This is a genomic window from Bacillus sp. FSL K6-3200 (genome assembly GCF_038630485.1).
Lineage (GTDB): Bacteria > Bacillota > Bacilli > Bacillales > Bacillaceae > Bacillus > Bacillus safensis.
This window is the reverse complement of the sequence record NZ_CP152032.1, coordinates 594,200-617,583: the sequence shown is the minus strand read 5'-3', so window position 1 is coordinate 617,583 and position 23,384 is coordinate 594,200. Positions and strand designations below refer to the sequence as shown.

Annotated in this window: 24 protein-coding genes and 1 pseudogene; 17 read left to right on the top strand and 8 right to left on the bottom strand. The window is 42.3% G+C overall.

Annotated elements, in window-relative coordinates:
* Positions 1–12: 12 nt before the first annotated feature.
* A complete protein-coding gene (locus MHI60_RS03265) occupies positions 13–2,607 on the top strand; it encodes a YfhO family protein (RefSeq protein ID WP_144485681.1) in 2,595 nt (864 codons plus the stop codon).
* A gap of 24 nt (positions 2,608–2,631) precedes the next feature.
* On the opposite strand, the gene MHI60_RS03260 is transcribed toward MHI60_RS03265, so the two are convergent.
* A complete protein-coding gene (locus tag MHI60_RS03260; RefSeq protein WP_144472396.1) occupies positions 2,632–3,765 on the bottom strand; it encodes an NAD(P)/FAD-dependent oxidoreductase in 1,134 nt (377 codons plus the stop codon).
* 198 nt (positions 3,766–3,963) lie between these two features.
* Between MHI60_RS03260 and MHI60_RS03255 the strand changes: the two genes are divergently transcribed.
* Positions 3,964–4,488, top strand: coding sequence for a DinB family protein (locus MHI60_RS03255; RefSeq protein WP_144485679.1), 525 nt, complete (start codon positions 3,964–3,966; stop codon positions 4,486–4,488).
* On the opposite strand, the gene MHI60_RS03250 is transcribed toward MHI60_RS03255, so the two are convergent.
* From MHI60_RS03250 to MHI60_RS03240, 3 genes are all read right to left on the bottom strand, one after another.
* Positions 4,397–4,771, bottom strand: coding sequence for a regulatory YrvL family protein (locus tag MHI60_RS03250; protein ID WP_342502683.1), 375 nt, complete (start codon positions 4,769–4,771; stop codon positions 4,397–4,399). The two genes, MHI60_RS03255 and MHI60_RS03250, sit on opposite strands and share 92 nt — an antisense overlap.
* 114 nt (positions 4,772–4,885) lie before the next feature.
* Positions 4,886–6,049, bottom strand: a complete 1,164-nt coding sequence (locus tag MHI60_RS03245) for an oxalate decarboxylase family bicupin (protein WP_024425215.1) — start codon at positions 6,047–6,049, stop codon at positions 4,886–4,888.
* Between the two features lie 94 nt (positions 6,050–6,143).
* Entirely contained in the window at positions 6,144–6,308 is a 165-nt protein-coding gene (locus tag MHI60_RS03240; protein WP_073204399.1) for a YvrJ family protein, read from the bottom strand.
* Between the two features lie 166 nt (positions 6,309–6,474).
* Here MHI60_RS03240 and MHI60_RS03235 point away from each other — a divergent pair, with 166 nt between their 5' ends.
* Entirely contained in the window at positions 6,475–7,077 is a 603-nt protein-coding gene (locus MHI60_RS03235) for a sigma-70 family RNA polymerase sigma factor (RefSeq protein ID WP_144472392.1), read from the top strand.
* On the top strand, positions 7,025–7,246 hold the full coding sequence (gene rsoA, locus MHI60_RS03230; RefSeq protein ID WP_186318701.1) for a sigma-O factor regulator RsoA: 222 nt from the start codon (positions 7,025–7,027) through the stop codon (positions 7,244–7,246). The genes MHI60_RS03235 and rsoA overlap by 53 nt, the downstream gene beginning before the upstream one ends.
* A 25-nt stretch (positions 7,247–7,271) precedes the next feature.
* Here the strand turns inward: rsoA and MHI60_RS03225 are convergent, their stop codons facing one another.
* Positions 7,272–8,252, bottom strand: coding sequence for a metal-dependent hydrolase (locus MHI60_RS03225; protein ID WP_034623275.1), 981 nt, complete (start codon positions 8,250–8,252; stop codon positions 7,272–7,274).
* 191 nt (positions 8,253–8,443) lie between these two features.
* Here MHI60_RS03225 and mutY point away from each other — a divergent pair, with 191 nt between their 5' ends.
* Positions 8,444–9,544, top strand: a complete 1,101-nt coding sequence (gene mutY, locus MHI60_RS03220; RefSeq protein WP_144485677.1) for an A/G-specific adenine glycosylase — start codon at positions 8,444–8,446, stop codon at positions 9,542–9,544.
* On the opposite strand, the gene MHI60_RS03215 is transcribed toward mutY, so the two are convergent.
* Positions 9,531–9,755 carry a hypothetical protein gene (locus MHI60_RS03215; protein ID WP_003217808.1) on the bottom strand — a complete coding sequence of 75 codons (225 nt, stop codon included), beginning with the start codon at positions 9,753–9,755 and terminating at the stop codon, positions 9,531–9,533. The two genes, mutY and MHI60_RS03215, sit on opposite strands and share 14 nt — an antisense overlap.
* Positions 9,756–9,836: 81 nt before the next feature.
* Here MHI60_RS03215 and fabL point away from each other — a divergent pair, with 81 nt between their 5' ends.
* The 10 genes and pseudogenes from fabL (at position 9,837) to MHI60_RS03165 (ending at position 19,382) form a co-directional block, all read left to right on the top strand.
* On the top strand, positions 9,837–10,589 hold the full coding sequence (fabL, locus tag MHI60_RS03210) for an enoyl-[acyl-carrier-protein] reductase FabL (protein WP_024425211.1): 753 nt from the start codon (positions 9,837–9,839) through the stop codon (positions 10,587–10,589).
* Positions 10,590–10,664: 75 nt separating this feature from the next.
* Positions 10,665–10,814: pseudogene (locus tag MHI60_RS03205) on the top strand (gamma-type small acid-soluble spore protein); the annotation flags it as partial.
* A 174-nt stretch (positions 10,815–10,988) separates the two neighbouring features.
* A complete protein-coding gene (locus MHI60_RS03200; RefSeq protein ID WP_095408026.1) occupies positions 10,989–11,249 on the top strand; it encodes a YgaB family protein in 261 nt (86 codons plus the stop codon).
* Between the two features lie 147 nt (positions 11,250–11,396).
* Positions 11,397–11,927, top strand: a complete 531-nt coding sequence (locus MHI60_RS03195) for a DUF402 domain-containing protein (RefSeq protein WP_024425209.1) — start codon at positions 11,397–11,399, stop codon at positions 11,925–11,927.
* A gap of 95 nt (positions 11,928–12,022) precedes the next feature.
* Entirely contained in the window at positions 12,023–13,765 is a 1,743-nt protein-coding gene (locus MHI60_RS03190) for an ABC transporter ATP-binding protein (protein ID WP_144485675.1), read from the top strand.
* Between the two features lie 111 nt (positions 13,766–13,876).
* Positions 13,877–14,899: an ABC transporter ATP-binding protein gene (locus MHI60_RS03185; protein ID WP_144485673.1), complete on the top strand. Its 1,023-nt coding sequence runs from the start codon at positions 13,877–13,879 to the stop codon at positions 14,897–14,899.
* Positions 14,868–15,845: an ABC transporter ATP-binding protein gene (locus MHI60_RS03180; RefSeq protein ID WP_095408029.1), complete on the top strand. Its 978-nt coding sequence runs from the start codon at positions 14,868–14,870 to the stop codon at positions 15,843–15,845. Before MHI60_RS03185 ends, MHI60_RS03180 begins: the two co-directional genes overlap by 32 nt.
* Positions 15,820–17,406, top strand: coding sequence for an ABC transporter substrate-binding protein (locus MHI60_RS03175; protein ID WP_144485671.1), 1,587 nt, complete (start codon positions 15,820–15,822; stop codon positions 17,404–17,406). Before MHI60_RS03180 ends, MHI60_RS03175 begins: the two co-directional genes overlap by 26 nt.
* Before the next feature lie 60 nt (positions 17,407–17,466).
* The gene (locus tag MHI60_RS03170; RefSeq protein WP_041087395.1) at positions 17,467–18,468 is read left to right on the top strand and encodes an ABC transporter permease; all 1,002 of its coding nucleotides are present in this window, start codon (positions 17,467–17,469) and stop codon (positions 18,466–18,468) included.
* Between the two features lie 17 nt (positions 18,469–18,485).
* Positions 18,486–19,382 carry an ABC transporter permease gene (locus MHI60_RS03165; protein WP_025093464.1) on the top strand — a complete coding sequence of 299 codons (897 nt, stop codon included), beginning with the start codon at positions 18,486–18,488 and terminating at the stop codon, positions 19,380–19,382.
* A gap of 169 nt (positions 19,383–19,551) precedes the next feature.
* On the opposite strand, the gene MHI60_RS03160 is transcribed toward MHI60_RS03165, so the two are convergent.
* A complete protein-coding gene (locus MHI60_RS03160) occupies positions 19,552–20,625 on the bottom strand; it encodes an aromatic acid exporter family protein (RefSeq protein ID WP_024425203.1) in 1,074 nt (357 codons plus the stop codon).
* Between the two features lie 247 nt (positions 20,626–20,872).
* Positions 20,873–22,168 carry a glutamate-1-semialdehyde 2,1-aminomutase gene (locus MHI60_RS03155; RefSeq protein ID WP_144485669.1) on the bottom strand — a complete coding sequence of 432 codons (1,296 nt, stop codon included), beginning with the start codon at positions 22,166–22,168 and terminating at the stop codon, positions 20,873–20,875.
* A gap of 129 nt (positions 22,169–22,297) precedes the next feature.
* On the opposite strand from MHI60_RS03155, the gene bcp reads away from it, so the two are divergent.
* Together bcp and perR are read left to right on the top strand one after the other, a co-directional pair.
* Positions 22,298–22,765, top strand: a complete 468-nt coding sequence (gene bcp / locus MHI60_RS03150) for a thioredoxin-dependent thiol peroxidase (protein ID WP_073204419.1) — start codon at positions 22,298–22,300, stop codon at positions 22,763–22,765.
* Positions 22,766–22,922: 157 nt separating this feature from the next.
* Positions 22,923–23,360: a peroxide-responsive transcriptional repressor PerR gene (gene perR / locus MHI60_RS03145; RefSeq protein WP_012009347.1), complete on the top strand. Its 438-nt coding sequence runs from the start codon at positions 22,923–22,925 to the stop codon at positions 23,358–23,360.
* The last annotated feature ends 24 nt before the right edge of the window (positions 23,361–23,384 follow it).

Below are 23,384 nucleotides of genomic sequence, written 5' to 3'. Positions count from 1 at the left end.
GAAAGGATTTAGATGATGAAACGTAGATGGATAATCATTGGAATGTGCCTCATTCTCGCTTTATTAGGCCACTCTTTTTTCTTATATGAATATACGCAAGGGCGGTACATGACAGGAGATGGAGACGGGATCTCGCAAATGCTCCCTTTTAAAAAGCTGCTTTACGATGAATACGTCAAAGGGAACTTCTTTTATTCCTATCAATTCGGGCTGGGCGGCGGTACATATACGCAATTAGGTTATTATTTCACAACGTCGACTGTCTTTATGGTCACAGTCGCTGTCGTCTGCCTGATGAATGCGCTCCATCTCATCCAGTCAACGGACATTCATTTCTGGGCAAATGCCGTCATTTGGCTGAGTGTGATCAAGCTGACGCTTATTCTTTTCATCGCTTACCGTGTGCTTCTTTCAATGGTTCAGCATAGGCTGAGCGCATTAACAGGAGCCGCAATCTACGGATTGTCTATTGTATATTTTCGGCATCAAACGTTTTGGGAGTTTTTCACCGACAGTATGATGTGGCTTCCGCTGCTTGTGCTTGGGGTTGAACGGATTTTCAAAACGGGTAAGCCGGCTTGGTTTATTGCGAGTTGCAGCCTGATGCTCATCAACAATTTTTACTTTGCTTATATTCATTTTATCTTTTTAGCGATCTATCTTGTCTTCAGGTATATTATCAAGCTGAGAAGTGAGGAGCAGGGATGGAAGGTATTCTGGACGCTGGCGGTCTCTACGCTGTTATCCTTTGGAATCAGTGCTGCCTTTTTTGTCCCATCTGTCTATGGATTTCTTAATAATATAAGACCTCCTTATGAACAAGCCATTCCTTGGTTCGAGCTGCATGATCATCTGCTGTTTACAAGCAGGGTGTATTTATTACCTGTGATCTTTCTCATTTGTATGTTCCTCGTTCCGCTTTACCGGAACAGGTGGTTTTTCATGTTTACATCAATCAGCGTTCTGCTCATTGTTTTTCACTACAGTCCAAAGATGGCGAGCGTGTTTAATGGTTTTTCAGCACCGCAGTACAGGTTTGAATACATTCTTGCTTTTACAGTTGGAGCGGTCGCAGCCATCACCATCAAGCATTTCTCGCAAATTGAGTGGAAGTGGAAAAAACGTGCGGTCTTAGGCGCTTGGATCGTGTTTCTTCTCGCAGTCATCTTATCAGAACGAGCAAAGGGAAATATGGATGTTGTTGTATTTACAGGCATAGGACTGCTTGTGATCAGCTTGTTTTTCCTTGTGATTCATGCAGAAAAACGCCAGCACCTTCGTCTCTTTTCAGCTGTGCTCATCGTTTTCAGCTTACTGACAGCAGGCGTGTATCAGCAGGGCTACTTATCTGAAAGAAGCAATATTAAGAGCGTATCAGATACATATCTGAATAGTGAAGCGTATGCTGGACATGAGCAAATGAAGCTCATTCAGCAGATTCAAAGCCGCTCCTCAAAAGATCCGCTTGCCCGGATTGATTGGATGAATGGCGTGCGCAACAATACCCCGTTATTTGAAGGCTTTCAAGGCATGAGTGCGTATTCAAGTATATTGAATCAGCATTTGCTCAATTTCTACTGGAATGACCTGCAAATCGATATGGGACGTGAAAGTGTCAGCCGTTATGCAACAATGGGGGACAGGGCGAATTTATACAGCCTGACCTACGGAAAGTATTATATGAGAGACAATACGATGCCTTACTCACCGCCAGCTTATTTTAAGCCAATATTGGAAAGCGAGCATTATAAAGTGTATGAAAATACACGGCCGCTGCCATTTGCAAGAACAACAAGCACGATTTATTCAGAAGAATCCTTAAAAAATGCCTCAGCACTTGATAGGGAGCATGCGATGCTGCAGGGTGTGATTTTAGACAAAAAAGGAAACGCTGAAATTGAGCATGCGCCAGATCGAGTCAAGGATACAAAGATTCATACGGAACAAGCCGTATACGAACACGGCGTGCTTGATGTATACGGAGAAACAGGCGGTCTGAATATCACGCTGCCAGATGATATGGCCCGCGCTGGGGATGTGTATGTGAGCTTTTATGTGAAGCGGACAGACCGGAACGAAGGATTTCAGTTATCCGTTGACAACTACGTCACCTCACGAAAAAGCAATACATCCATCTACAAAACAGGCGTCAATGAAGTGACGATTCGAGTCCCTGCGGAAAAAATCCTTTCCATTCGAGTACCAAAAGGGACGTATGAACTCAATCAACTGAGGCTGTATCAAGAGCCTTACCGCATTCTAGAAAAAGCATATGAAAAAGAAAAACAGGATAATGGCAGCCAGCAGGTAAAGCTCGAAAACAACCGCTTTACGATTTCATATGATAACAAACGCGGCGATGATTATATGATCTTGCCAGTACCATATGAAAAAGGCTGGGAGCTCACGGTAAACGGGAAGCAGACCGATATTGAACAAGCCAATTACGCCTTTATCGGTTTTCCAATAGAAAAAGGCAAAAACGAGATTGTGCTAACCTACTATCCGCCTTATATGAGAATTCTCGCGTTGATTTCACTCGTCAGTTTGATTGGTGCGATCCTATATGCACGGAGAAAACACAAGAAACACCACTTTTCATCATAAGTGGTGTTTTTTTTATCTTTCATCTCATACGTAAGTTTCTTCATCCCATTCAATATTGTATTCGTTCATTTTTTTATCAATATCGTTTTGAATACTCATGTGCTGAAATAGCGCATTCAATTCTTCTGTCCTCTTTCTTCGATCCTGTTCATAATAATAGAACGCATCTCGATAATCATGATCCCTCAGCATCTTTGCTATGACCATCGCATCTTCTAGACTATACGATGCTCCTTGACCAACAAAAGGATTAGCCGTATGTACAGCATCACCTACAAGAACAACGCGTCCTTTTGACCACACAGAGAGATTCTTGATTTCATAAATACTTCTTGGGAAAAACATCTCTGTATGATCGATAATGTCATAAAGGTGCTTCGGAATATTCCAGCCTTCCATTTGTTGATATAATAACTGTCGAATGGTTTCTTTATTGGCTTTCTCAAAATGTTTTGTAGGTAACTTCTCAGGACACTGAGAGAAAGCTTGCCATAAAATATTCATTTTATTTGTTGGATGCGCTTTTCCAAAAATGAATTGAAAGTTTCCGTCATTGTAAAAATAACTTGTTGCCTCATCCAATACAAAATCCTTCACAAACGATACCCCTTGAAGTCCCCAAAAACCGCTATAGTCTAATTTAGCATTAAACGCAACCGCTTCTCTTGTTTTCGAAAAAGTTCCATCTGCTCCTATTACAATATCACCTGTTATCACAGTTTCATCTTCAAAAAGAACCTGAACGGAATGAGGCTGCTGTTTGATCGAGGTTACCTTTTTGTTGTATTTCACTTCTATTCCTTGGCGTTGCACTTCCTTTAAAAGAATGGTTATGATTTGTGCTCTCATGACGTTGATCAAAGGGGCATGATGATATTTTTCACTATGATTGTTAAAGATTGCTTCCACTTCATTTTCACTGTTTATTTGCTGGATTTTCTTTATCACGGTTGCATTTGCTATCACTTCATTTTTACACCCGATTTCATCCAAAATCTTTACCCCATTTGGAGACAGTAAAAAACCTGCGCCTGTTTCTAATTTTTCATCTGACCTGCTTTCATAAATCGTACTTTCCATTCCAGCCTTTTTTAAAAATAAAGAAGTAGCCAATCCTGCTACACCACTGCCGATAATGATCACATTTTGAGATTTCATCATTTTTCCTCCTTTTTTATAAACAGACCGGTCGGTTTATTTTAGTGCAAAAAAATAAGCTTTTTCATGTAGGACAGCGTATGACAATTCCCCCTTTTTATTTGGTAATTAAAGTATATGATAATATGTTATACATGATTTCGCAAGGATGAAACAAACCAATTTCTGATAAAACAAACATGGAGGGGATAACAAAACATGAACAAAGACACCGTGATAAAACACTATCAACACTCCATTGAATGGTTACAGTCGCTAACGGAATTAACAGACAAAGAGTGGCGCAGCGCCATCGCTGAGGGAAAATGGAGCATTGCTGAGATCATCGCTCATTTCGTTCCGTGGGATGAATTTATTTTACACGACCGTTTAAAGGAATGTTGGAACGAGCAAGCGTTACCGCAGGCGCCTGATGCGCTTGAAATGAATCAGCAGTCAGCCGAAAGAGCAAGAAAGGAAGAAAGAAGCGAGACGATTGGGCGATTTATTTCTGTCAGAACAGAATTACTTCAAGAAATGAAAAAAATCGAACCATCTCGCTGGAATGAACCTTTTTTTATTGGTCAAACCAAGTTATTAAGTTATTTCCAAGGGCTGATCGAACACGATATCCATCATATGAAGCAAATCACTAAGCTTCTTTCTCAAACGAAAACGTCGCATAATCAAACAAAAAATGAAACAACCAAAGGCTTAGGGCAAAGAGAATTTCCTCAGAAGTAGACAGTAAAATGCCGCCTACCAATTCATCTGATAAATAGACAGCACCCCAAATAAACAAGAGATGAATTGAAATGGCATAGAAAACGATGGAGCGTTTTTTGGAACGGCACTTTCTAACAATCCTCATGAGCACATGCTCCACATGCTCAAAGGATATCCCAAGTACCACATAGATGCCCATAAATAAAAGCATCGATAAAATCGATTGATAAAAAGCACCCGTTAAATGAAAGAACAGTACACAAAACAACAAAAATATGTAACAGACAGCCGACGCCGCCATGAGCCATTTCAGCCCTTGCCATAAAGCGTGAACAGATTGCTGCATAGGTGAATCAACACTCCTTTACATGAAGATACCTGCAAAAAGGACAGCCTTTTTGCAGGAAGTTATATGTTAATCCTCTTTTTTAGGTGCAGCGATCACAGGATGTTTTTCAGTATCAAGCAGTTTTAAGAAGTCTTCGCCTTGATCTAAATGATCAAGAACAAGCTGTTTCGGTGTGACCGCAAGCCACTGATTGAGTGAAATGTCTGCATAATGATCGCTCTTAAAGATTTCTAAGAAATAAAGCGGTTCGTCGCCTGTATTTTCTACATAATGCCCCATCGCAAATGGGACATATCCAACGTCTCCCGCCTGATAGTTGAAGGTTCTCGCATGTCCATCAGAAGCAAATACCGTCATTCGTGCTTTTCCAGAAATGAAATATTGCCATTCATCCGTATTTGGATGCCAGTGCAGCTCGCGAATGGCACCTGGATCAACTTTCACAAGAGCGGATGCAATCGTTTTAGACGCTTTGAAATTGGTAGAGTCCGCAATCCACACTTGTCCGCCGCTTGACGTAATCGGCTCTTGTTTTAACAGTTCATATTTAAAGGAATTCGGGACTTCTCCTTGCTCTGTTTTCACCTTGTCACATTCAAGGGAACCAGGAATTCCTTTTTGGAAAATATACTTTTCTTTCTCTGGCAGCTTGTCAAATTGCTCCTTTGTCATACCGAAGTTCTTGAGCACGACTTCCTCTGGCGTGTGGGCAAGCCAATCGGTTACTTGGAACGTACTATTTTCTGAGAATGACCCATCATCAAACACAAGCAAGAATTCAGCTCCCGGTTCAAGTGCTTGGATAGAGTGCGGCAGGCCAGATGGGAAGTACCACAAATCACCCTCAGTCACATCCTCTGTAAAATTGCGCCCCTCTGCATCAACCGATGTAATCCGGGCTTCCCCATAAATCATGTACGCCCATTCCGCTTCCTTATGCCAGTGCAGCTCACGAATCGCACCAGGCTTTAGCCGCATATTGACAGATGCAAGACTTTTAGAGATCGGCAGTTCGCGGACCGTTACCTCGCGGGCGTAGCCGCCTTTTTCTAAACGATTGTGTGTATCAGAAAAAGAATATTTCAGGTTGGAGACCGTTCCATGATCGGTTTCTGGCGGCGTGAGCATATCTGGATTTTGTCTGTCCCGCTCGAGATTACGTGGAATTTTGACCGTTGCTCCTTTTTCTCCTCGAATCGGCTGTGGTATTCCATTTTGCTTTTCACTCATGATAAAATCCCCTTTCAACATCGTATTGTGTGAGGTGACAAAAGGCCTTTCATTTCGCCCTCGTTTTCATAAGGTGAAACGAATCAAGCAGATGTCAATCTGATTCATCATTTTTTTGAGCAGCGACTAATCGTTGGATGAGCTTGCTTAATTCATCAAACTTTCGTTCAAAGCGTGTCAGCAAGTAAACCGTCAAAATGGCAGGAAAGCCAGCCTGACCGAGCTGCTTCAACCATTCCTCTGAAAAAAAGGTCTCCATTTGTCTCACCTCCCAGCGGATGCTCGTCTTCTATATAAGTGGTATGAAAGAAGAAAAAGGAAAGCAGAGGGGGAGAAAATGAATCATTAGACCCGTTTCACGAAGTTTACTTTTTTTAACTTTTGTCCACTTAATGCTAGTAGAGGGAACAAAGGGGAGGATGCACATGGATTATCGGCTGTTATTGAAAGCAAAATGGAAAGAAATCATTGATCACCCGCTCATTCAGCAGTTTTTAAGCAACCCGAAAAACGAGCAGCTGCTCCGGCAAGTCATGGAAGAGCCAAACGAGGAAAATGCCAAAAAACTAGATTCCGAGTTCAAACAGTTCTATCAGAAAATCCGCATCATCAAGTATATCTCCACAATGATACGCATCTTTTCAGTCGACTTTGACAAACGAGTAAAAAAGAAACAGCAGCGTTTTCCGCTCATACTCGATCATCCTGATACGCAAGAAGTGAAAGACCCTGTTCAAACAGATACGTATGAAGCCGTGCTCTTCAACCAGCAAGACCTAGGGGAGCACTTGCAAGATCAAACATTGTACAAGGCCTACCAGCAGCTCACAGACAAACAAAAAATGGTCTTAACCCAAATCTATGTCGAAGGCCAAACGATGAAAGAAATAGCCGATCAGTTAGGCGAAACAAGACAAAACATCTCAAACATTCACAAAAAAGCACTCAACAAACTAAAAGAAGAAACAGGGGGAGATGTCCGTGCACGGAGACAAAATCACCAATGGAGAAATGGAAGAACTCATTGAAACCTTCACACCCATGATCAAAAAGAAACTACAAAACACGGCATATCAAGAAAGAGAAGACCTCGAACAAGAACTCTATATCAAACTCATCGAAAAAATAGACCGGCTGATTTACCAAGAAGGACCTGGCTTTTGGGAGTTTATTGTGGAATATATGACGAAGTTGTAAAAGTGAAGCACAAAAAAAGACTCGCTCACACAGAGCCGAGTCTTAATTTTTTTTGCAGTTTTTCTTCACTGAAAATCCAGCCTGTATAGGAATTTTTGATTTGGTGGTCCATGTCGATATGGCAGATTGCGACAAAAGGATAATGACCTTTGCTGCGGTAGCGCAAATCAATGAACCGTACCTCATAATGATCCTTGTATTTATCCACTTCCCACCGGTAGACAGGGGAGAAGGAGAGAAAGGCTGAAATGTTTTCGTCTTGTTTGGCAATTTTCATAATCTCTGTGTCAGGGACCGGCACCCGGTTAAAGGTGTCTAAAATGACGACTTCTCCATTCATGCTGCGCCCAACATGGAAAGAGGATTTACATTTCACGGCAATGCGCCATTGTCTGAACTTCATTGTTGGCGAAATAATAATCTCTTCAATTTCATCGAATCGTGCACGCAGCTGACGTTTAATTTGTAGCTGCATAATGACCCTGACGATATAGTAACAGAAAATCACCGCATACAGCGTAATAAACGTATAGCCGGGATGTCCGCCAATCGCCCAAACGACTATGGCGACAAGGTGTGTAAAAAAGATAAACGGATCAAACGTATTAATGATCCCTAGCGCTACCCATTTCTTCGAAAATGGACGAATGGCCTGAGTGCCGTATGCGTTGAAAATATCAACAAACACATGAAGCACAACGGCTAATAGTGTCCATAACCAGAGGTGAAGTAAATTCGCCCCCGGCACAAATGGAAAAATCACAGCCGGAATCAGCAATGACCAGAACAGTACAGCCGGAATGGAATGTGTAAATCCTCGGTGATTTCTTATATAAACCGCATTATTTTTTAGTTTTAGCACAGTATCAATGTCTGGTGCTTGGGAGCCGGCGATGGTCGCGATCATCACGGCGTGTGCCATATGTGGATCTGCGCTGACGGCTGGATCTAAAAGTGCAAGTCCCCCAAGAGAAATGCCCATTACTACATGAGTACCAGTGTCCAATTGATTACCTCCTAGTTATCATGCTTAGGAACAATCATACAAAGTATACGTCTCCAATCAAGACTATGTGCAAAATCACTTTTGCTTTATCCCGATTTAATGTAACATGTTAACGTATCTACAAACAGTATACAACAAATAAGGTTCTATTCAGAACGTTAGCCCTCGGTCCAATGAGAAGGAGTATAGATATGAAAGACATTCAAGAAAAGCTGGACCGCAAAGATATTGCGGGCTTTCAGCATGATTTAATTGATTGGTATGAAAAAGAACAACGAACATTGCCATGGCGTGAAAATCAAGATCCATACCGCGTCTGGGTATCAGAAGTCATGCTCCAGCAAACGAGAGTAGATACGGTCATTCCGTACTTCAACCGGTTTATGGAGCAGTTTCCGACGGTGAAAGATCTCGCTTTAGCTGATGAAGAAAAGGTCATGAAAGCATGGGAAGGTCTTGGTTACTACTCAAGAGTGCGTAATTTACAGGCAGCTGTGAAAGAAGTATATGAATCCTACGGTGGCGTTGTCCCTGATACGAAAGAGCAATTTTCAAAGCTCAAAGGTGTAGGCCCATATACGAGCGGCGCAGTGCTGAGTATCGCCTATAACAAGCCGTATCCTGCGGTAGACGGCAACGTGATGAGGGTCATTTCTCGTATTTTGTCCGTATGGGATGATATTGCAAAACCAAAAACGAGAAATATTTTCGAATTTGCGGTCGATCAGCTCATTTCCCGGGAAAAGCCGTCAGAATTTAATCAAGGGCTGATGGAGTTAGGTGCGCTCATTTGCACTCCAACTTCCCCTGCCTGCCTCATTTGCCCTGTGAACATGCATTGCTCGGCCCTCGAGGAAGGCGTTCAGCATGAGCTCCCAGTGAAAAGCAAAAAGAAAAAGCCGACTGCAAAATCAATGGCAGCAGCGGTGTTATTTGATGACGCAGGCAACCTATATATTCATAAGCGGCCAAGTACAGGCCTCCTTGCGAATTTATGGGAATTTCCTAACATGGAAACCATGAAGGGAAGAAAAACGGAAAAAGAGCAGCTGATTGATTTCTTAAAAGAGGAGGCGGGTGTACAAGCGGAGCTTGGTGATTTAGAAGGCACCATTCAGCATGTATTTACCCACCTCATCTGGAATATCTCTGTTTTCTTTGGACGAGTTACCTCTGTATCTGATGACACGAAGCTGAAAAAAGTCACAACAGAAGAATTTGAGGCGTATGCTTTGCCAGTCTCACACCAAAAAATTTGGAAGCTGGCACTTGAGCAGCCTAGTCGTATTTAACCGTTGTACCGTGGGTATAATCAGCTTCATTTCGGTGCAATCCCCCGCGGTCTTCAATTTCAGAAATGATTTCTCGATACTTAGATTGCCCTTCTTCATTCAAATAAGGTAAAATTTGTTGGAAAGCATGATGAAAGTAAGCAAGCTCAGTATCTTTCCATTGATCCTTGGACATCATGCCAAGCTGGCTTAAATCGCGTCCGACATACATGAATGTAACCTCCTAATAGGAACTTTCCTATTAGTGTGAAGCGAATGAACGAAAACTATTCAAATCAGGAGATGAACCATAATGAGTCAACGTAAATGTGCATTAATTACAGGAAGCAGCAGAGGAGTAGGGAAAGAAGTGGCCCTTCGCCTCGCTGAAAAAGGATATGACATTGTCATTAACTATGCGAGAAGCAAAAAAGCCGCACTTGAAACAGCGGAAGAAATTGAAGCAATGGGTGTCAAAACATTGGTTGTTAAAGCCAATGTTGGCCAGCCTGAGAAAATCAAAGACATGTTTCAGCAAATCGACGAAACCTTTGGCCGTTTAGATGTATTTGTAAACAATGCGGCTTCAGGTGTTCAGCGTCCCATTATGGACCTTGAAGAAAATCATTGGGACTGGACGATGAATATCAATGCGAAAGCCTTGTTATTCTGCGGACAAGAAGCGGCGAAACTAATGGAGAAAAACGGCGGCGGACATATCGTCAGCATTAGCTCTCTTGGCTCTATTCGCTACCTTGAAAATTACACAGTAGTCGGCGTATCAAAAGCAGCACTAGAAGCTTTGACACGTTACCTTTCAGTGGAGCTTTCACAAAAAAATATCGTCGTCAACGCTGTATCAGGCGGCGCGATCGATACCGATGCACTTAAGCACTTCCCGAACCGTGAAGAGCTTTTAGAAGATGCGAAGAAAAATACACCTGCCGGCCGAATGGTGGAAATTAAAGACATGGTCGACAGCGTGGAATTCCTTGTATCAGGCAAAGCAGACATGATTAGAGGCCAGACGATTATTGTGGATGGCGGACGTTCTTTGCTTGTTTAAAAAAATCATGAATAGGATGTACACCTTCTGCACAAATTAATGTGCGTGGAGGTGATAATGATGGATCAACAACAAAACAAAACAAACGCACAACAAGTGAAGAAACAAAACCAAGCTGCTGCACAAGGTGGTCAATACGGCACTGAATTTGCTAGCGAGACTGACGCACAGCACGTAAAAAAATACAATCAAAAAGCTGAGCAAAACAAACAACAAAACAGCTAATCACTGAAACAAAGGAAAGCACTTCATATACGAATGAAGTGCTTTTCTTTTTGCCTCTCACCACCATCCGACAAAACCTGTAAAACCTCTACATAAACAGTCAAAGGATTTCCTCCTTCTTTCAAGAAATGGTATACAGACAAAAAGTGGATTCGATGAAAAGGGAGGAGTTAGATGTCTGATTTCGATCAGCTTGTAAAAGAACAAATGCAGCTCATGGATCAGCTGCTCGATGTGCAGGGAGAACTCGATCTATGCTTAGAAACAGAAAAACAATTGCTGCAGGATGAAAAAAAAGAAGAGTGGCATAGGCTTTGTGATCAGATCAAACAGAAACGTGAGGAACTGCAAAAAGTGCAAACCTTATTTAAAAAACAGACAGAAGAGGTCATCCATTCATATAAACAGATGGAAAAGAGTTCTAGCGTGATGTAATTCAGTGTGCCGTTCAATTGGGTTGAATGGCTTTTTCATTTCATTTTTTAATGATGTAACGGTATAATATAATAGAGACATGTTTAGTTGGGAAATTAGGTCTTTGGACTGTTAGGTTTGTTTGTTATAGAAAGTAGGGGAGAAAATATGGGCTATCCCAAGGAAGGAGAAACCATCCAAATTCAAAGCTATAAACATAATGGCTTGATCCACAGGATTTGGAATGAAACCACCATTCTGAAAGCAACGGAATTGTGTATCATTGGTGCAAACGACCGTACAATGGTGACTGAATCCGACGGCCGTACTTGGATGACGAGAGAACCGGCTATTTGCTATTTCCATGCAAAACAATGGTTTAATGTAATTGGGATGCTTAGAGATGATGGGGTATATTATTACTGCAACATCAGCTCTCCTTTTGCGACAGATGATGAGGCAATTAAGTATATTGATTACGATTTAGACGTCAAAGTCTTTCCAGACATGACGTACAATATTTTGGATGAGGACGAATATGCAGATCATAAGAGGCAGATGAATTATCCAAAAGAAATCGATAGTATCTTAAGAGAGCATCTGAATACATTACTGCATTGGATTCACCAGCGGAAAGGTCCGTTTGCTCCTGAATTTGTGGATATGTGGTATGAACGTTTTTTACATTATACAAAATAAGCAAGAGCATCCAAAAACCTGTTTGGCTTTTTAGGCTAACAGGTTTTTGACTGCGTACGGATAAGAGGCACTGATAGATTGGGAAGGAGATTTACATGGGGGTCATTAAACGCTACATGGCTTTTGTAACACCGTATAAAAAACAGATTGCATTAACAATGGTCATCGGGATGATTAAATTCTCGATTCCGTTAACATTGCCTCTGCTTTTAAAGTATGTCATTGATGATGTCATTCAAGGCTCGGGGTCTGCTGAAGAAAAGACATCAACTCTACTGATCATAATGGGAATCATGCTCGTATTATTTTTAGTGATGAGGCCGCCTGTTGAATACTATAGACAATACTACGCACAGTGGACAGGCAGTAAAGTATTGTTTGATATTCGGGAGAAGCTGTTCTCACATATTCAAAAGCTAAGTCTTCGTTATTATGCCAACACGAGAACAGGAGAAATTATTTCAAGAGTGATCAACGATGTGGAGCAGACAAAGGAATTTGTCATCACAGGTCTCATGAACATTTGGCTGGATATGATGACCGTACTGATCGTGATCGCCATTATGTGTACACTGGATATTAAGCTCACCATCGTGTCTGTCATTATTTTTCCGCTATATGCGTTTGCAGTAAAATATTTTTACGGACGGCTTCGTAAGCTGACAAAAGAGCGGTCACAGGCACTGGCTGAAGTGCAAGGGCACCTGCATGAGCGGGTACAAGGAATGCCGGTCATTCGAAGCTTTGCGATTGAAGAATATGAACAAGAGAATTTTCATGATGAAAACAAAAATTTCTTAAACAAAGCAATCAACCATACGAATTGGAACGCCAAAACATTTGCTGTCGTCAATACCATCACCGACATTGCGCCGCTGTTAATCATTGCATTTGCGGGTTACACCGTGATTAACGGGTCGCTTTCAATTGGGACGATGATCGCCTTTGTCGGCTATATTGACCGGATGTACAACCCGATTCGCCGTCTCATTAACTCATCCACGACGTTAACCCAGTCCGTTGCATCAATGGATCGGATCTTTGAGTTTATTGATGAGCCATATGAGGTCACAGACCGGCCGAATGCAAAAGAAGCCAATCATTTAAAAGGAGAGGTAGAGTTTAAAAATGTGTCGTTTCGTTATGAACACACGCAGGAAGAGATTCTGCACAATATCTCCTTGAAAGTAGAAAAAGGACAAACGGTTGCGCTTGTAGGAATGAGTGGTGGAGGGAAGTCGACACTCGTCAGCTTAATTCCAAGGTTTTATGATGTCACAAACGGGTCACTTGAAATTGACGGCATTGATATAAAAGAGTACAAAGCAAGAAGTCTTCGAAATCAAGTCGGAATGGTGCTGCAGGATACATTCCTATTCAGTGACACGATTAAAGAAAATATTGCGGTTGGTGACCCTGAAGCATCTTTTGAAAAAATCGTGTCGGCTGCAAAAGCGGCAAATGCGCATGATTTTATTATGTCTCTTCCTGAAGGATATGACACGAAAGTAGGAGAACGGGGCGTGAAGCTGTCAGGCGGACAAAAGCAGCGGATTTCTATTGCAAGGGTATTTCTTAAAAATCCACCGCTGTTGATTTTAGACGAAGCGACGTCTGCACTTGATTTAGAAAGTGAGCATTACATTCAAGAAGCGATGCAAAAGCTGGCGAAGGATCGCACAACTTTTATTGTCGCACACCGATTATCAACCATTACACACGCTGACCAAATTGTGGTCATGGAACAAGGCGAAATTGTGGAAAAAGGAACACACGAAGAACTAATGAACCAAGACAGCCACTATCGTCATTTATTTACCATTCAAACATTAAATTAGTAGAAGCCTATCCGATTCTATCGGATAGGCTTTTTTATGTTGTCAAAAACATGACATATTTCCCAGCTTGTCTCAATACAATTTTAAAAAGTATGACGGGGTGGTGAATATGTGAAAGAACAAGACGTGCTGCTAGATGTCAAACAGCTGTCCATTGCGTTTCAGCAGAAAAAGCAAAAAGTGCCCATCGTCCATCACATATCGTTCTCGATTCAAAAAGGGGAAACGTTAGGGATTGTGGGCGAATCTGGCTGCGGGAAAAGTATCACAAGCATGTCATTAATGGGATTGAATCAGCAAACCGATACAACGGGCGAGATTCATTTCGAAGGGCAAAATCTGTTGTCACTTTCAGAGAAACAGTGGCGAGAGATAAGAGGAAATGACATTTCGATGATTTTCCAAGAGCCTATGACCTCTCTGAACCCATTGATGACCATCGGCAAACAAATGACGGAAGCCCTTTTCACACATCAAGCAATCGGTCAGAAAGAAGCAAAAGCGAAGGCGATTGATCTTCTTCAAACAGTTGGGTTGAAGCAAGCGGAATCGTTACTTAAAAAATATCCACACGAATTATCAGGCGGTATGCGCCAGCGTGTGATGATTGCAATGGCAATGCTTTGTCACCCCAAGCTTATGATCGCTGATGAACCGACAACTGCACTTGATGTGACCATTCAAGCGCAAATCCTTCGTCTGCTCAAAAAGCTGAACGAAGAGATGGACACTGCTATTTTATTTATTACCCACGATCTAGGCGTCGTGCGGCAAATATGCCAGCGAGTCATGATTATGTATGCCGGTCGAATTGTAGAAGAAGGAACCGTTGACCGTATTTTTCAAAAACCTCTGCATCCCTACACGAAAGGTCTTTTCGCCTCAGTTCCATCGTTTAAAGAGAAAAAAGAAAAACTCATCTCTATTGCAGGTCATGTGCCTAAGCCAGGAGCCATCCGGTCCGGATGTCAATTTGCACCACGCTGCCCATATCAAATGGCGCAATGTCTTGAAAAAGATCCAGCCTTACAATCCATTGAACAGAATCACCGCGTGGCATGTTTTCAAATGGAAGGAGGAGAAGACACTGAGTCACACACTCTTGCAAGTGAATCAGCTGACAAAACGGTATGACACAGCCGCTTTTTTTTCTAAACATAAACAATCGACTTTGGCTTTAAATCAAGTGTCCTTTCACGTGAAGGAAGGAGAAACGCTTGGCATTGTTGGTGAATCAGGCTGCGGGAAATCAACACTTGGCAAAAGCCTAATGAGATTGACTGAACCGACGTCAGGCTCTATTCAATTAAAAGGGCAGGAGATCACCCTTCTAAAAGAACGAGATATGCGTTCCTTAAGAAAAGACATTCAAATGATCTTTCAAGATCCATATGCTTCTTTAAATCCAAGAATGAAAATCAAAGATATTTTAGAGGAACCGCTGATTGTCCATCAGCATGGGACGAAAGCAGAAAGACGGAAACGGGTAAAAGAGATGCTGCACATTGTTGGTTTTGATCCTTCCTACGGAGAACGTTATGCGCATCAATTCAGCGGCGGACAAAGGCAGCGTATCGGTATCGCTAGAGCACTTATAACGCACCCAAGTCTAGTTATTGCCGATGAACCAGTTTCGGCTTTAGATGTATCCGTTCAAGCGCAAATTTTGAATTTGATGCTTGAATTGCAAAAGACGCTTTCTCTGACGTATTTGTTTATTTCTCACGACCTTGGGGTTGTCAGATATATGAGCGACCGGATCGCCGTCATGTATGCTGGGCGCATTGTCGAGATGGGGCCTGCCGAAGATGTGTTTCACAGTCCGCTCCATCCCTATACGTCGCTGCTTCTGAAATCCATTCCACATATGGATCACGTACTAGAGGCGCAAGATGTGGCAGCAGAAGAGACCACATTGATGGAACACGGCGGCTGTCCTTTCTACAAAAGGTGTCCAAAAAGATGGGAGAAATGCTTGAAAGCAGTTCCTGCTTTGTATGAGGAGGCACCTGGGCACGCGGCCGCGTGTTATTTATATCAAAAGGAGGAACACAATGAAGAAGACATGGTTATTCAGTAGTTTCATTTTTGTGCTGGCACTGGCGCTCTTTTTAGGGGGATGCTCGTCTTCACCGACATCGGAAGAAAAGGCAACAAAAGATACCCTCGTATTTGGCAGAGGGGGAGATTCCACTTCACTAGATCCAATCACAACGACAGAAGGCGAAACCTTCAAGGTCACAGAGAATATATTTGAAAAGCTTTTGAATTACGGTGAGAAAGACACGACCATCCATCCTGGACTCGCAACAGAATGGGATGTTGCAAAGGACGGAAAATCATACACGTTCTACTTAAGAAAAGGTGTGAAATTCCACGATGGTACAGACTTTAACGCAGAAGCAGTGAAATTCAATTTTGAGCGCTGGATGAATGGAGACGCAGAAAAGTTTCCTTACTATGGGATGTTTGGCGGCTACAAAAAAGATAAAGGGCATGTCATTAAAGACATCATCGTCAAAGGCGAGCATGAAATTGAATTTCAGCTGAAGCGACCGCAGGCGACATTTCTCAAAAACATTGCTATGTCACCATTTGGCATTGCCAGTCCAGCGGCCGTTGAAAAAAGCGGTGATTCATTTAGAGAAAATCCAGTGGGGACAGGGCCATTCAAGTTTAAAGAGTGGAAGCAAAACGACCGTATCGTGTTAGAAAAAAATAAGTATTATTGGCAGAAGGATAAACCAAAGCTGAATCAAATCATCTTCCGCTCCATTCCAGAAAACTCTGCTCGTTTAAATGCCCTTAAAACAGGCGAGATCGACTTAATGGATGGCGTGAATCCGTCAGATTTAGATGGCATTAAAACCGACAAAGCACTCCAGCTCATTGAAAGACCATCGATGAACGTAGGCTATATCGGACTGACCGTCACAAGAAAGCCGCTTGATAACAAGCTGGTTCGTCAGGCACTTAATTATGCGGTCGATAAAGAAGCGATTATTGAGTCATTTTATGGCGGACTAGCTGAGCCAGCAAAAAACCCATTGCCGCCAGCTTTAGAAGGCTACAATGACGACATTGAGCCATATCCGTATGATCCAGAAAAAGCGAAAGAACTATTAAAAGAAGCGGGCTTCCCTGACGGCTTTCGCATCAAGCTTTGGGCAATGCCTGTACCACGTCCATACATGCCAGATGGGATGAAGGTAGCAGAAGTCATTCAGTCAAATTTTGAAAAGGTCGGCGTCAAAGCAGAAATTGTGACATATGACTGGGCAACCTACTTAGATAAAGCAAGTAAAGGGGAAGCAGATGTGTTCTTATTAGGCTGGACAGGGGACAATGGCGATCCTGATAATTTCATTTACACACTGCTGGATAAAGACAGCATCGGCGGTAACAACTATACATTCTTCGAAAACGATAAAATGCATGACATCCTCATTGAAGCACAAACAGACACAGATCAAAAGAAACGAAATGAGCTGTATAAAAAAGCGCAGGAAATCATTCATGACGAAGCGCCTTGGATTCCATTGGTGCATTCAATTCCAATGCTTGCCGCATCTAATGATTTAAAAGGCTACCAGCCGCACCCAACTGGTTCAGAAGCTTTAACTGACGTGTATTTCGAATAAGCAAATAAGGGAGATCTTGTATCTCCCTTATTCAAACAAAGAAAAGGCGGTGAAAGCTGTTTGTTTGCTTATTGTATGAAGCGGGCAGGAATGCTCATCCCAGTACTGATCGGAATGACATTGGTCGTGTTTTCAATTATTCGTTTTATACCTGGAAATCCAGCGCAGGTCATCTTAGGACAGCGGGCCACGAAAGAGGCAGTAGAACAATTAACGATCCAGCTCGGTTTAGATCAGCCATGGTACGTTCAATACGGTCATTATATGCTTGGCCTTTTAAAAGGGGATTTAGGGACTTCCATTCGAACAGGAGCGGCTATTGCCCAGGAAATGAAGCCTTACTTATTTGCGACGTTAGAATTGACCTTTTTTGCCATGGTGCTGGCGATTGTTGTGGGAGTGAATGCCGGAATCATCAGTGCCTGGTTTAAGCATTCTTTCTTTGATTATGCCGCGATGTTTATTGCACTCATCGGAGTGTCCATGCCGATTTTCTGGTTAGGTTTAATGGGGCAGTGGCTGTTCTCGATCGAATTAGGTATTTTGCCGACAACGGGCCGAGAAGACGTAAGGAATCCAGTCGAATCGATTACGTATATTCATACGCTGGACACGCTTTTACAAGGTCGGTTTGATCAATTCGCTGACAGCATCAAGCATTTGATCTTACCAAGTACAGCACTCGCCACAATCCCTGCAGCGATTATTGCGAGAATTACAAGGGCAAGTATGCTGGAAGTGCTTCATTCAGACTTTATTCGAACAGCAAAAGCAAAAGGGGTACGTTCATTGTTCATCATTTATCAGCATGGCCTGAAAAATGCGCTCATTCCGATCTTGACGATTATTGGTCTTCAGACGGGCCTCTTGCTTGGTGGAGCGATTTTAACAGAAACCATTTTTGCTTGGCCGGGAATCGGGCGGTATATATATGACGCCATCAGTTATCGTGATTACCCTGTCATTCAAACAGGTATTCTCGTCGTTGCGCTTATATTTGTCCTAATCAATTTCATTGTGGACATCTTGTATGCGGTCATTGATCCAAGGATTAAATATTAGGGAGGGAGAGTGACAATATGGAAGCACAAAAAGAGCTTGAACCACCTCAGCCAAAAGATGAACGCTCTCAATCATTGATTCTTGAATCAATGAAGCAGTTTTTTCAGCATAAGCTGGCGGTCATTGGCAGTGTGATTGTCTTTTTATTTCTGATCCTAGCAATCTTTGCACCGCTCATTGCTCCTTATGGAATCAATGAACAATCACTCGGTGAGCGATTTAGTGCCCCTTCAGCTGCACACTGGTTTGGTACGGATGATTTCGGCAGAGATATCTTTTCAAGAGTTGTGCATGGAGCACGGATTTCCTTATGGGTGGGCTTCTTCTCGGTCCTCGGGTCTGTCATTTTAGGCACACTGCTTGGATTGATTGCAGGCTATGGCGGAAGAGTGCTAGATGCTGTGATCTCCAGACTGTTTGATATTTTACTTGCTTTTCCTAGCATTCTATTAGCGATTGCTATTGTCTCCATTCTAGGCCCCTCCTTACAAAATGCCCTTATTGCCATTGCGATTATTAATGTCCCAACCTTTGGACGGCTCGTTCGTTCAAAAGTGCTGAGTATTAAACAAGAAGAATACGTGCTGGCAGCAAAGGCGGTGGGGATGTCACACCGCCGCATCGTACTGCGTCACATTCTGCCAAATAGTATGGTGCCAGTCATCGTACAGGCAACGCTAGCAATCGGAACCGCAATTATTGAGGCAGCCGCTCTAGGCTTTTTAGGGTTAGGTGCACAGGCGCCAAGCCCAGAATGGGGGAAAATGCTCGCCGATGCGAGACCTTATCTCGTTCAAGCCCCCTGGACATTATTCTTCCCAGGGATAGCGATCATGCTGACGGTTCTAGGCTTTAACTTGATGGGGGATGGATTAAGAGATACATTGGATCCTAAAATGAAGAAAATAAAATAAGACCGATTCTCAGAATCGGTCTCAGCGTGCAGGCAAACCCTCGCATTCGGTGTCAGTCCTGCGTGCCAGGCTCGTTCTTCCTAGACTGGATGACAAAGAGCTAAAATAAAGACCATTTTAGTTCTTTGTCAACAATTTAAGACCGATTCTAGGAATCGGTCTTGTCTGTTTATGCTTCTTTTTCTTCTGTCTCAATTTCACTATCTTTTGGGTGATACGTCTGGAAGCTTGTAATCAATGTATCTAAATGCTCTAATTCATCACGGTATTCGATGATGCTGGACATGACATTCAGCATGTTGTAATCGAGCAGGTCATTTTCTTGGTTTTGCTGATGCTGAATAAATGATTTCGTTAACGTCTCAAGGCGAAGAGAGCATTCATTTTGAAATTCATCGTCCTGCGGCTTCATTTTTCCGACGAATTTCATCAAGGTGCGCTCATGCCAATACAATAAATAATCAATTTCATCCGTTAAGCTTTCCCTGAAATGCTCTGGCATCAAATGAATTTCATTTTCTAATTTATGAAGCTTTTTCAGCAAGTACAACGCGCGATTTGATGTCATAATGGCCTGCCTGAACAAAACAAGCTTTCTTGATTTGACATACGTGGTTTTCTTTAAATAGCTTCGTTCTTCTTTGTATAACAAGTAAATGTGATCTAATTTGATCATGCGTTCTTTTATTTGATCGATGTCATCCTTTAAAGTGGAATGATCAGTAGACTGTCTGGAGGTCAGACGGATCCATTTTAAAATCTCCTCCGTATTTTCCATAATGTGATGAACAAGTTTTGTTTCATACTTTGGCGGCAGGAAGATTAAATTCACTAAAAATGAAGAAAGAACTCCTAACACCACAGTAGCTGTTCGAATTAAGGCAAAGGAAAGGAAATGATCCCCTGCACTTTCTAAAATCGCGATGACGGTTACAAGTGCAATCGGAATGGTGTGTTCAATCTTCAGCTTTAAATTAATGGCGATGACCATGACGGCGGTTAAACCGATAATGACTGGTCCTGTGCCAAAAAGCAGACCGAACGTAATGGCAAGTGCTGCTCCAATAATATTGGCTTGCACTTGATCAACAATGGTTAAAAAAGATCGATAAATAGATGGCTGGATAGCAAATACAGCTGCAATTCCCGCGAAGACGGGTGTTGGCAACCCAAGCCATGTTGCCAGGTAAAGCGCGAGTACAATGGCAATACCAGTTTTTAAAATACGGGCTCCAAGTTTCATTGGTTTTGTCCCTGCATTCCTTTCTTTTCGATAATAGATGATCACTCGTCATTTATCATTCATATTTTGATGAAACAACTAAGTAATATACAGCGGTCTTCCGAAATATTCAAGTGATTTTTGAAAGTTCATGAAAACATCTAAAGAAGGTATTGAGAAGAAATGTAACAGATTCGCACGCTTTTGACAAACAAGAGCTGGTCAATAAAAAAACAGGCGCATGTTTTTACGCCTGTTTTGGACTTCATTATGATTGTTTCAGCTGTGCAAATGCATGATCTACTGCTTTTAGCGTCTCAGAAATATCTTTTTCAGTATGTGCGATCGTTAAGAACCAAGCTTCATATTTAGAAGGAGCGAGGTTAATGCCTTGCGCGAGCATTAATTTGAAGAAGCGGGCAAACATTTCGCCATCCGTATTTTCAGCCTGCTCGTAGTTCACAATCGTTTCTGTTGTGAAATAAATTGTGAGAGCGCCTTTTAAGCGATTCACTGTAATATCTACTTGATGCTTTTTGGCATGGGCTAAAATGCCTTCTTCTAACATAGCACCAAGCTGGTCAAGACGCTCGTAAACGCCGTCTTCTTTTAATAATTCCAAGCAGGCAATACCTGAAAGAATGGATGCAGGATTTCCTGCCATTGTGCCAGCTTGATAGGCTGGTCCAAGCGGAGCGACTTGTTCCATAATTTCTTTTTTACCGCCGTAAGCGCCGATAGGAAGTCCGCCGCCAATAATTTTTCCTAATGCAGTGAGGTCAGGTTTTACTTGAAGCAAGTCCTGTGCACCGCCATACATAAAGCGGAAAGCGGTAATGACTTCATCATAAATCACCAGTGCGCCTTTTTCGTGTGTGAGGTCATTGACCTGCTGCAGGAAACCGTCCTTAGGCTCTACGATGCCAAAGTTCCCGACAATTGGCTCGACAAGGACAGCTGCTACTTCATCACCCCAGCGGTCTAATGCTTCTTTATAGCTGTCAATATCATTAAATGGAACGGTAATGACTTCATTAGCGATACTCTTTGGTACGCCCGCTGAATCAGGTGTTCCTAAAGTGGAAGGACCAGAGCCGGCTGCCACTAGCACAAGGTCAGAGTGGCCGTGATAGCACCCGGCAAACTTAATGATTTTTGTTCTGCCTGTATATGCGCGAGCCACTCGAATCGTTGTCATCACTGCTTCGGTACCTGAATTGACAAAACGAACTTTGTCCAAAGCAGGCATGGCCTCCTTCAGCATTTTAGCAAAAGTGACTTCATGCTTCGTTGGTGTTCCGTAAAGGACACCTGTTTCAGCCGCTTTCGTGATGGCTTTTGTAATATGCGGGTGAGCGTGTCCTGTAATAATTGGACCGTATGCTGCTAGATAGTCGATATAGCGGTTTCCGTCAACATCCCAAAAATAAGCGCCTTCTCCTCTTTCCATCGCAACGGGTGAACCGCCGCCTACTGCCTTATATGAACGAGACGGGCTGTTGACACCTCCAACAATGTGCTCCAGCGCCTCTTGATGTAATTTTTCTGATTCTGTGAATTTCATAAATAGCCTCCTATCTCAACGTATCACGTCGTCTATCATTATTTTAACATGCCGATGCAAGCGTCCTTAGTTGAATATCCTCTCAAAATTGGATAGGCTAATTAAAAAATAGGTTGGAGGGATTGTGTCATGACAATCGAAGTAGGGCAGCAAGTACCTGACATTGAATTAACCGGTGACAACGGGGAGAAAGTAAAGCTTTCTGATTTTAAAGGAAAACATATTGTTCTTTATTTCTATCCAAAAGATATGACACCAGGCTGTACAACAGAAGCATGTGATTTCCGCGACCGCCATCAAAGCTTTGCAGAATTAGATGCTGTCATTATCGGTGTAAGCCCAGACAGCCAGGACAAGCACCAAAAGTTTAAAGAAAAACATGATTTGCCGTTTATGCTTCTTGTAGACGATGAACAGAAATTGTCTGAAGCCTTTGGGGTATGGAAGCTTAAAAAGAATTTTGGCAAAGAATATATGGGAATCGAGCGTTCAACGTTTCTTATTAATAAAGAAGGCACGCTTGTGAAAGAATGGCGAAAAGTAAAGGTAAAAGACCACGTAGAGGAAGCGCTTGAGGAATTGAAAGCTCACGCTTAATATCCTCACAGGATGAGATCGGCAGTCATGCCGGTCTTTTTTGTAAAGAAGAATAGGTAAAAAAGAGGATTGTAATTGACAAAGTTTCGGCTCTGGGGGTACACTATTTATAAAGATTATAATATAAGAATATTTTTGAAGAGAGGTGCATGATGAAATGGCTGCTCACGAACTAAAAGACGCTTTAGATGCTCTAAAAGAAACCGGTGTTCGAATTACTCCGCAGCGCCATGCCATCTTGGAGTTTCTCGTAAATTCTATGACTCACCCAACCGCGGACGATATATATAAAGCACTTGAAGGAAAATTTCCAAATATGAGTGTCGCAACGGTTTACAACAATTTACGAGTCTTCCGGGAATCTGGATTAGTAAAGGAATTAACGTATGGTGATTCCTCAAGCCGATTTGATTTTGCGACATCTGACCACTACCATGCGATTTGTGAAAACTGCGGAAAAATCGTAGACTTTCACTATCCTGGCCTTGATGAAGTTGAACAGCTTGCATCCCATGTGACGGGCTTTAAAGTCAGTCATCATCGCTTGGAGATCTATGGAACTTGTCAAGAATGTGCGAAAAAAGAAAATCATTAATGAAAAAGCTGACCGTTTAAATGG

Coding starts and splice junctions, on each gene's coding strand:
- MHI60_RS03245 (WP_024425215.1), bottom strand. CDS start 6,049: ATGAGTGAAAAGCAAAATGGAATACCACAGCCGATTCGAGGAGAAAAA.
- MHI60_RS03235 (WP_144472392.1), top strand. CDS start 6,475: ATGGATTATCGGCTGTTATTGAAAGCAAAATGGAAAGAAATCATTGAT.
- MHI60_RS03260 (WP_144472396.1), bottom strand. CDS start 3,765: ATGAAATCTCAAAATGTGATCATTATCGGCAGTGGTGTAGCAGGATTG.
- perR (WP_012009347.1), top strand. CDS start 22,923: ATGGCTGCTCACGAACTAAAAGACGCTTTAGATGCTCTAAAAGAAACC.
- mutY (WP_144485677.1), top strand. CDS start 8,444: ATGAAAGACATTCAAGAAAAGCTGGACCGCAAAGATATTGCGGGCTTT.
- MHI60_RS03250 (WP_342502683.1), bottom strand. CDS start 4,771: ATGGCGGCGTCGGCTGTCTGTTACATATTTTTGTTGTTTTGTGTACTG.
- MHI60_RS03175 (WP_144485671.1), top strand. CDS start 15,820: ATGAAGAAGACATGGTTATTCAGTAGTTTCATTTTTGTGCTGGCACTG.
- MHI60_RS03195 (WP_024425209.1), top strand. CDS start 11,397: ATGGGCTATCCCAAGGAAGGAGAAACCATCCAAATTCAAAGCTATAAA.
- bcp (WP_073204419.1), top strand. CDS start 22,298: ATGACAATCGAAGTAGGGCAGCAAGTACCTGACATTGAATTAACCGGT.
- fabL (WP_024425211.1), top strand. CDS start 9,837: ATGAGTCAACGTAAATGTGCATTAATTACAGGAAGCAGCAGAGGAGTA.
- MHI60_RS03240 (WP_073204399.1), bottom strand. CDS start 6,308: ATGGAGACCTTTTTTTCAGAGGAATGGTTGAAGCAGCTCGGTCAGGCT.
- MHI60_RS03190 (WP_144485675.1), top strand. CDS start 12,023: ATGGGGGTCATTAAACGCTACATGGCTTTTGTAACACCGTATAAAAAA.
- MHI60_RS03200 (WP_095408026.1), top strand. CDS start 10,989: ATGTCTGATTTCGATCAGCTTGTAAAAGAACAAATGCAGCTCATGGAT.
- MHI60_RS03155 (WP_144485669.1), bottom strand. CDS start 22,168: ATGAAATTCACAGAATCAGAAAAATTACATCAAGAGGCGCTGGAGCAC.
- MHI60_RS03215 (WP_003217808.1), bottom strand. CDS start 9,755: ATGTATGTCGGACGCGATTTAAGCCAGCTTGGCATGATGTCCAAGGAT.
- MHI60_RS03265 (WP_144485681.1), top strand. CDS start 13: ATGATGAAACGTAGATGGATAATCATTGGAATGTGCCTCATTCTCGCT.
- MHI60_RS03165 (WP_025093464.1), top strand. CDS start 18,486: ATGGAAGCACAAAAAGAGCTTGAACCACCTCAGCCAAAAGATGAACGC.
- MHI60_RS03160 (WP_024425203.1), bottom strand. CDS start 20,625: ATGAAACTTGGAGCCCGTATTTTAAAAACTGGTATTGCCATTGTACTC.
- rsoA (WP_186318701.1), top strand. CDS start 7,025: ATGTCCGTGCACGGAGACAAAATCACCAATGGAGAAATGGAAGAACTC.
- MHI60_RS03255 (WP_144485679.1), top strand. CDS start 3,964: ATGAACAAAGACACCGTGATAAAACACTATCAACACTCCATTGAATGG.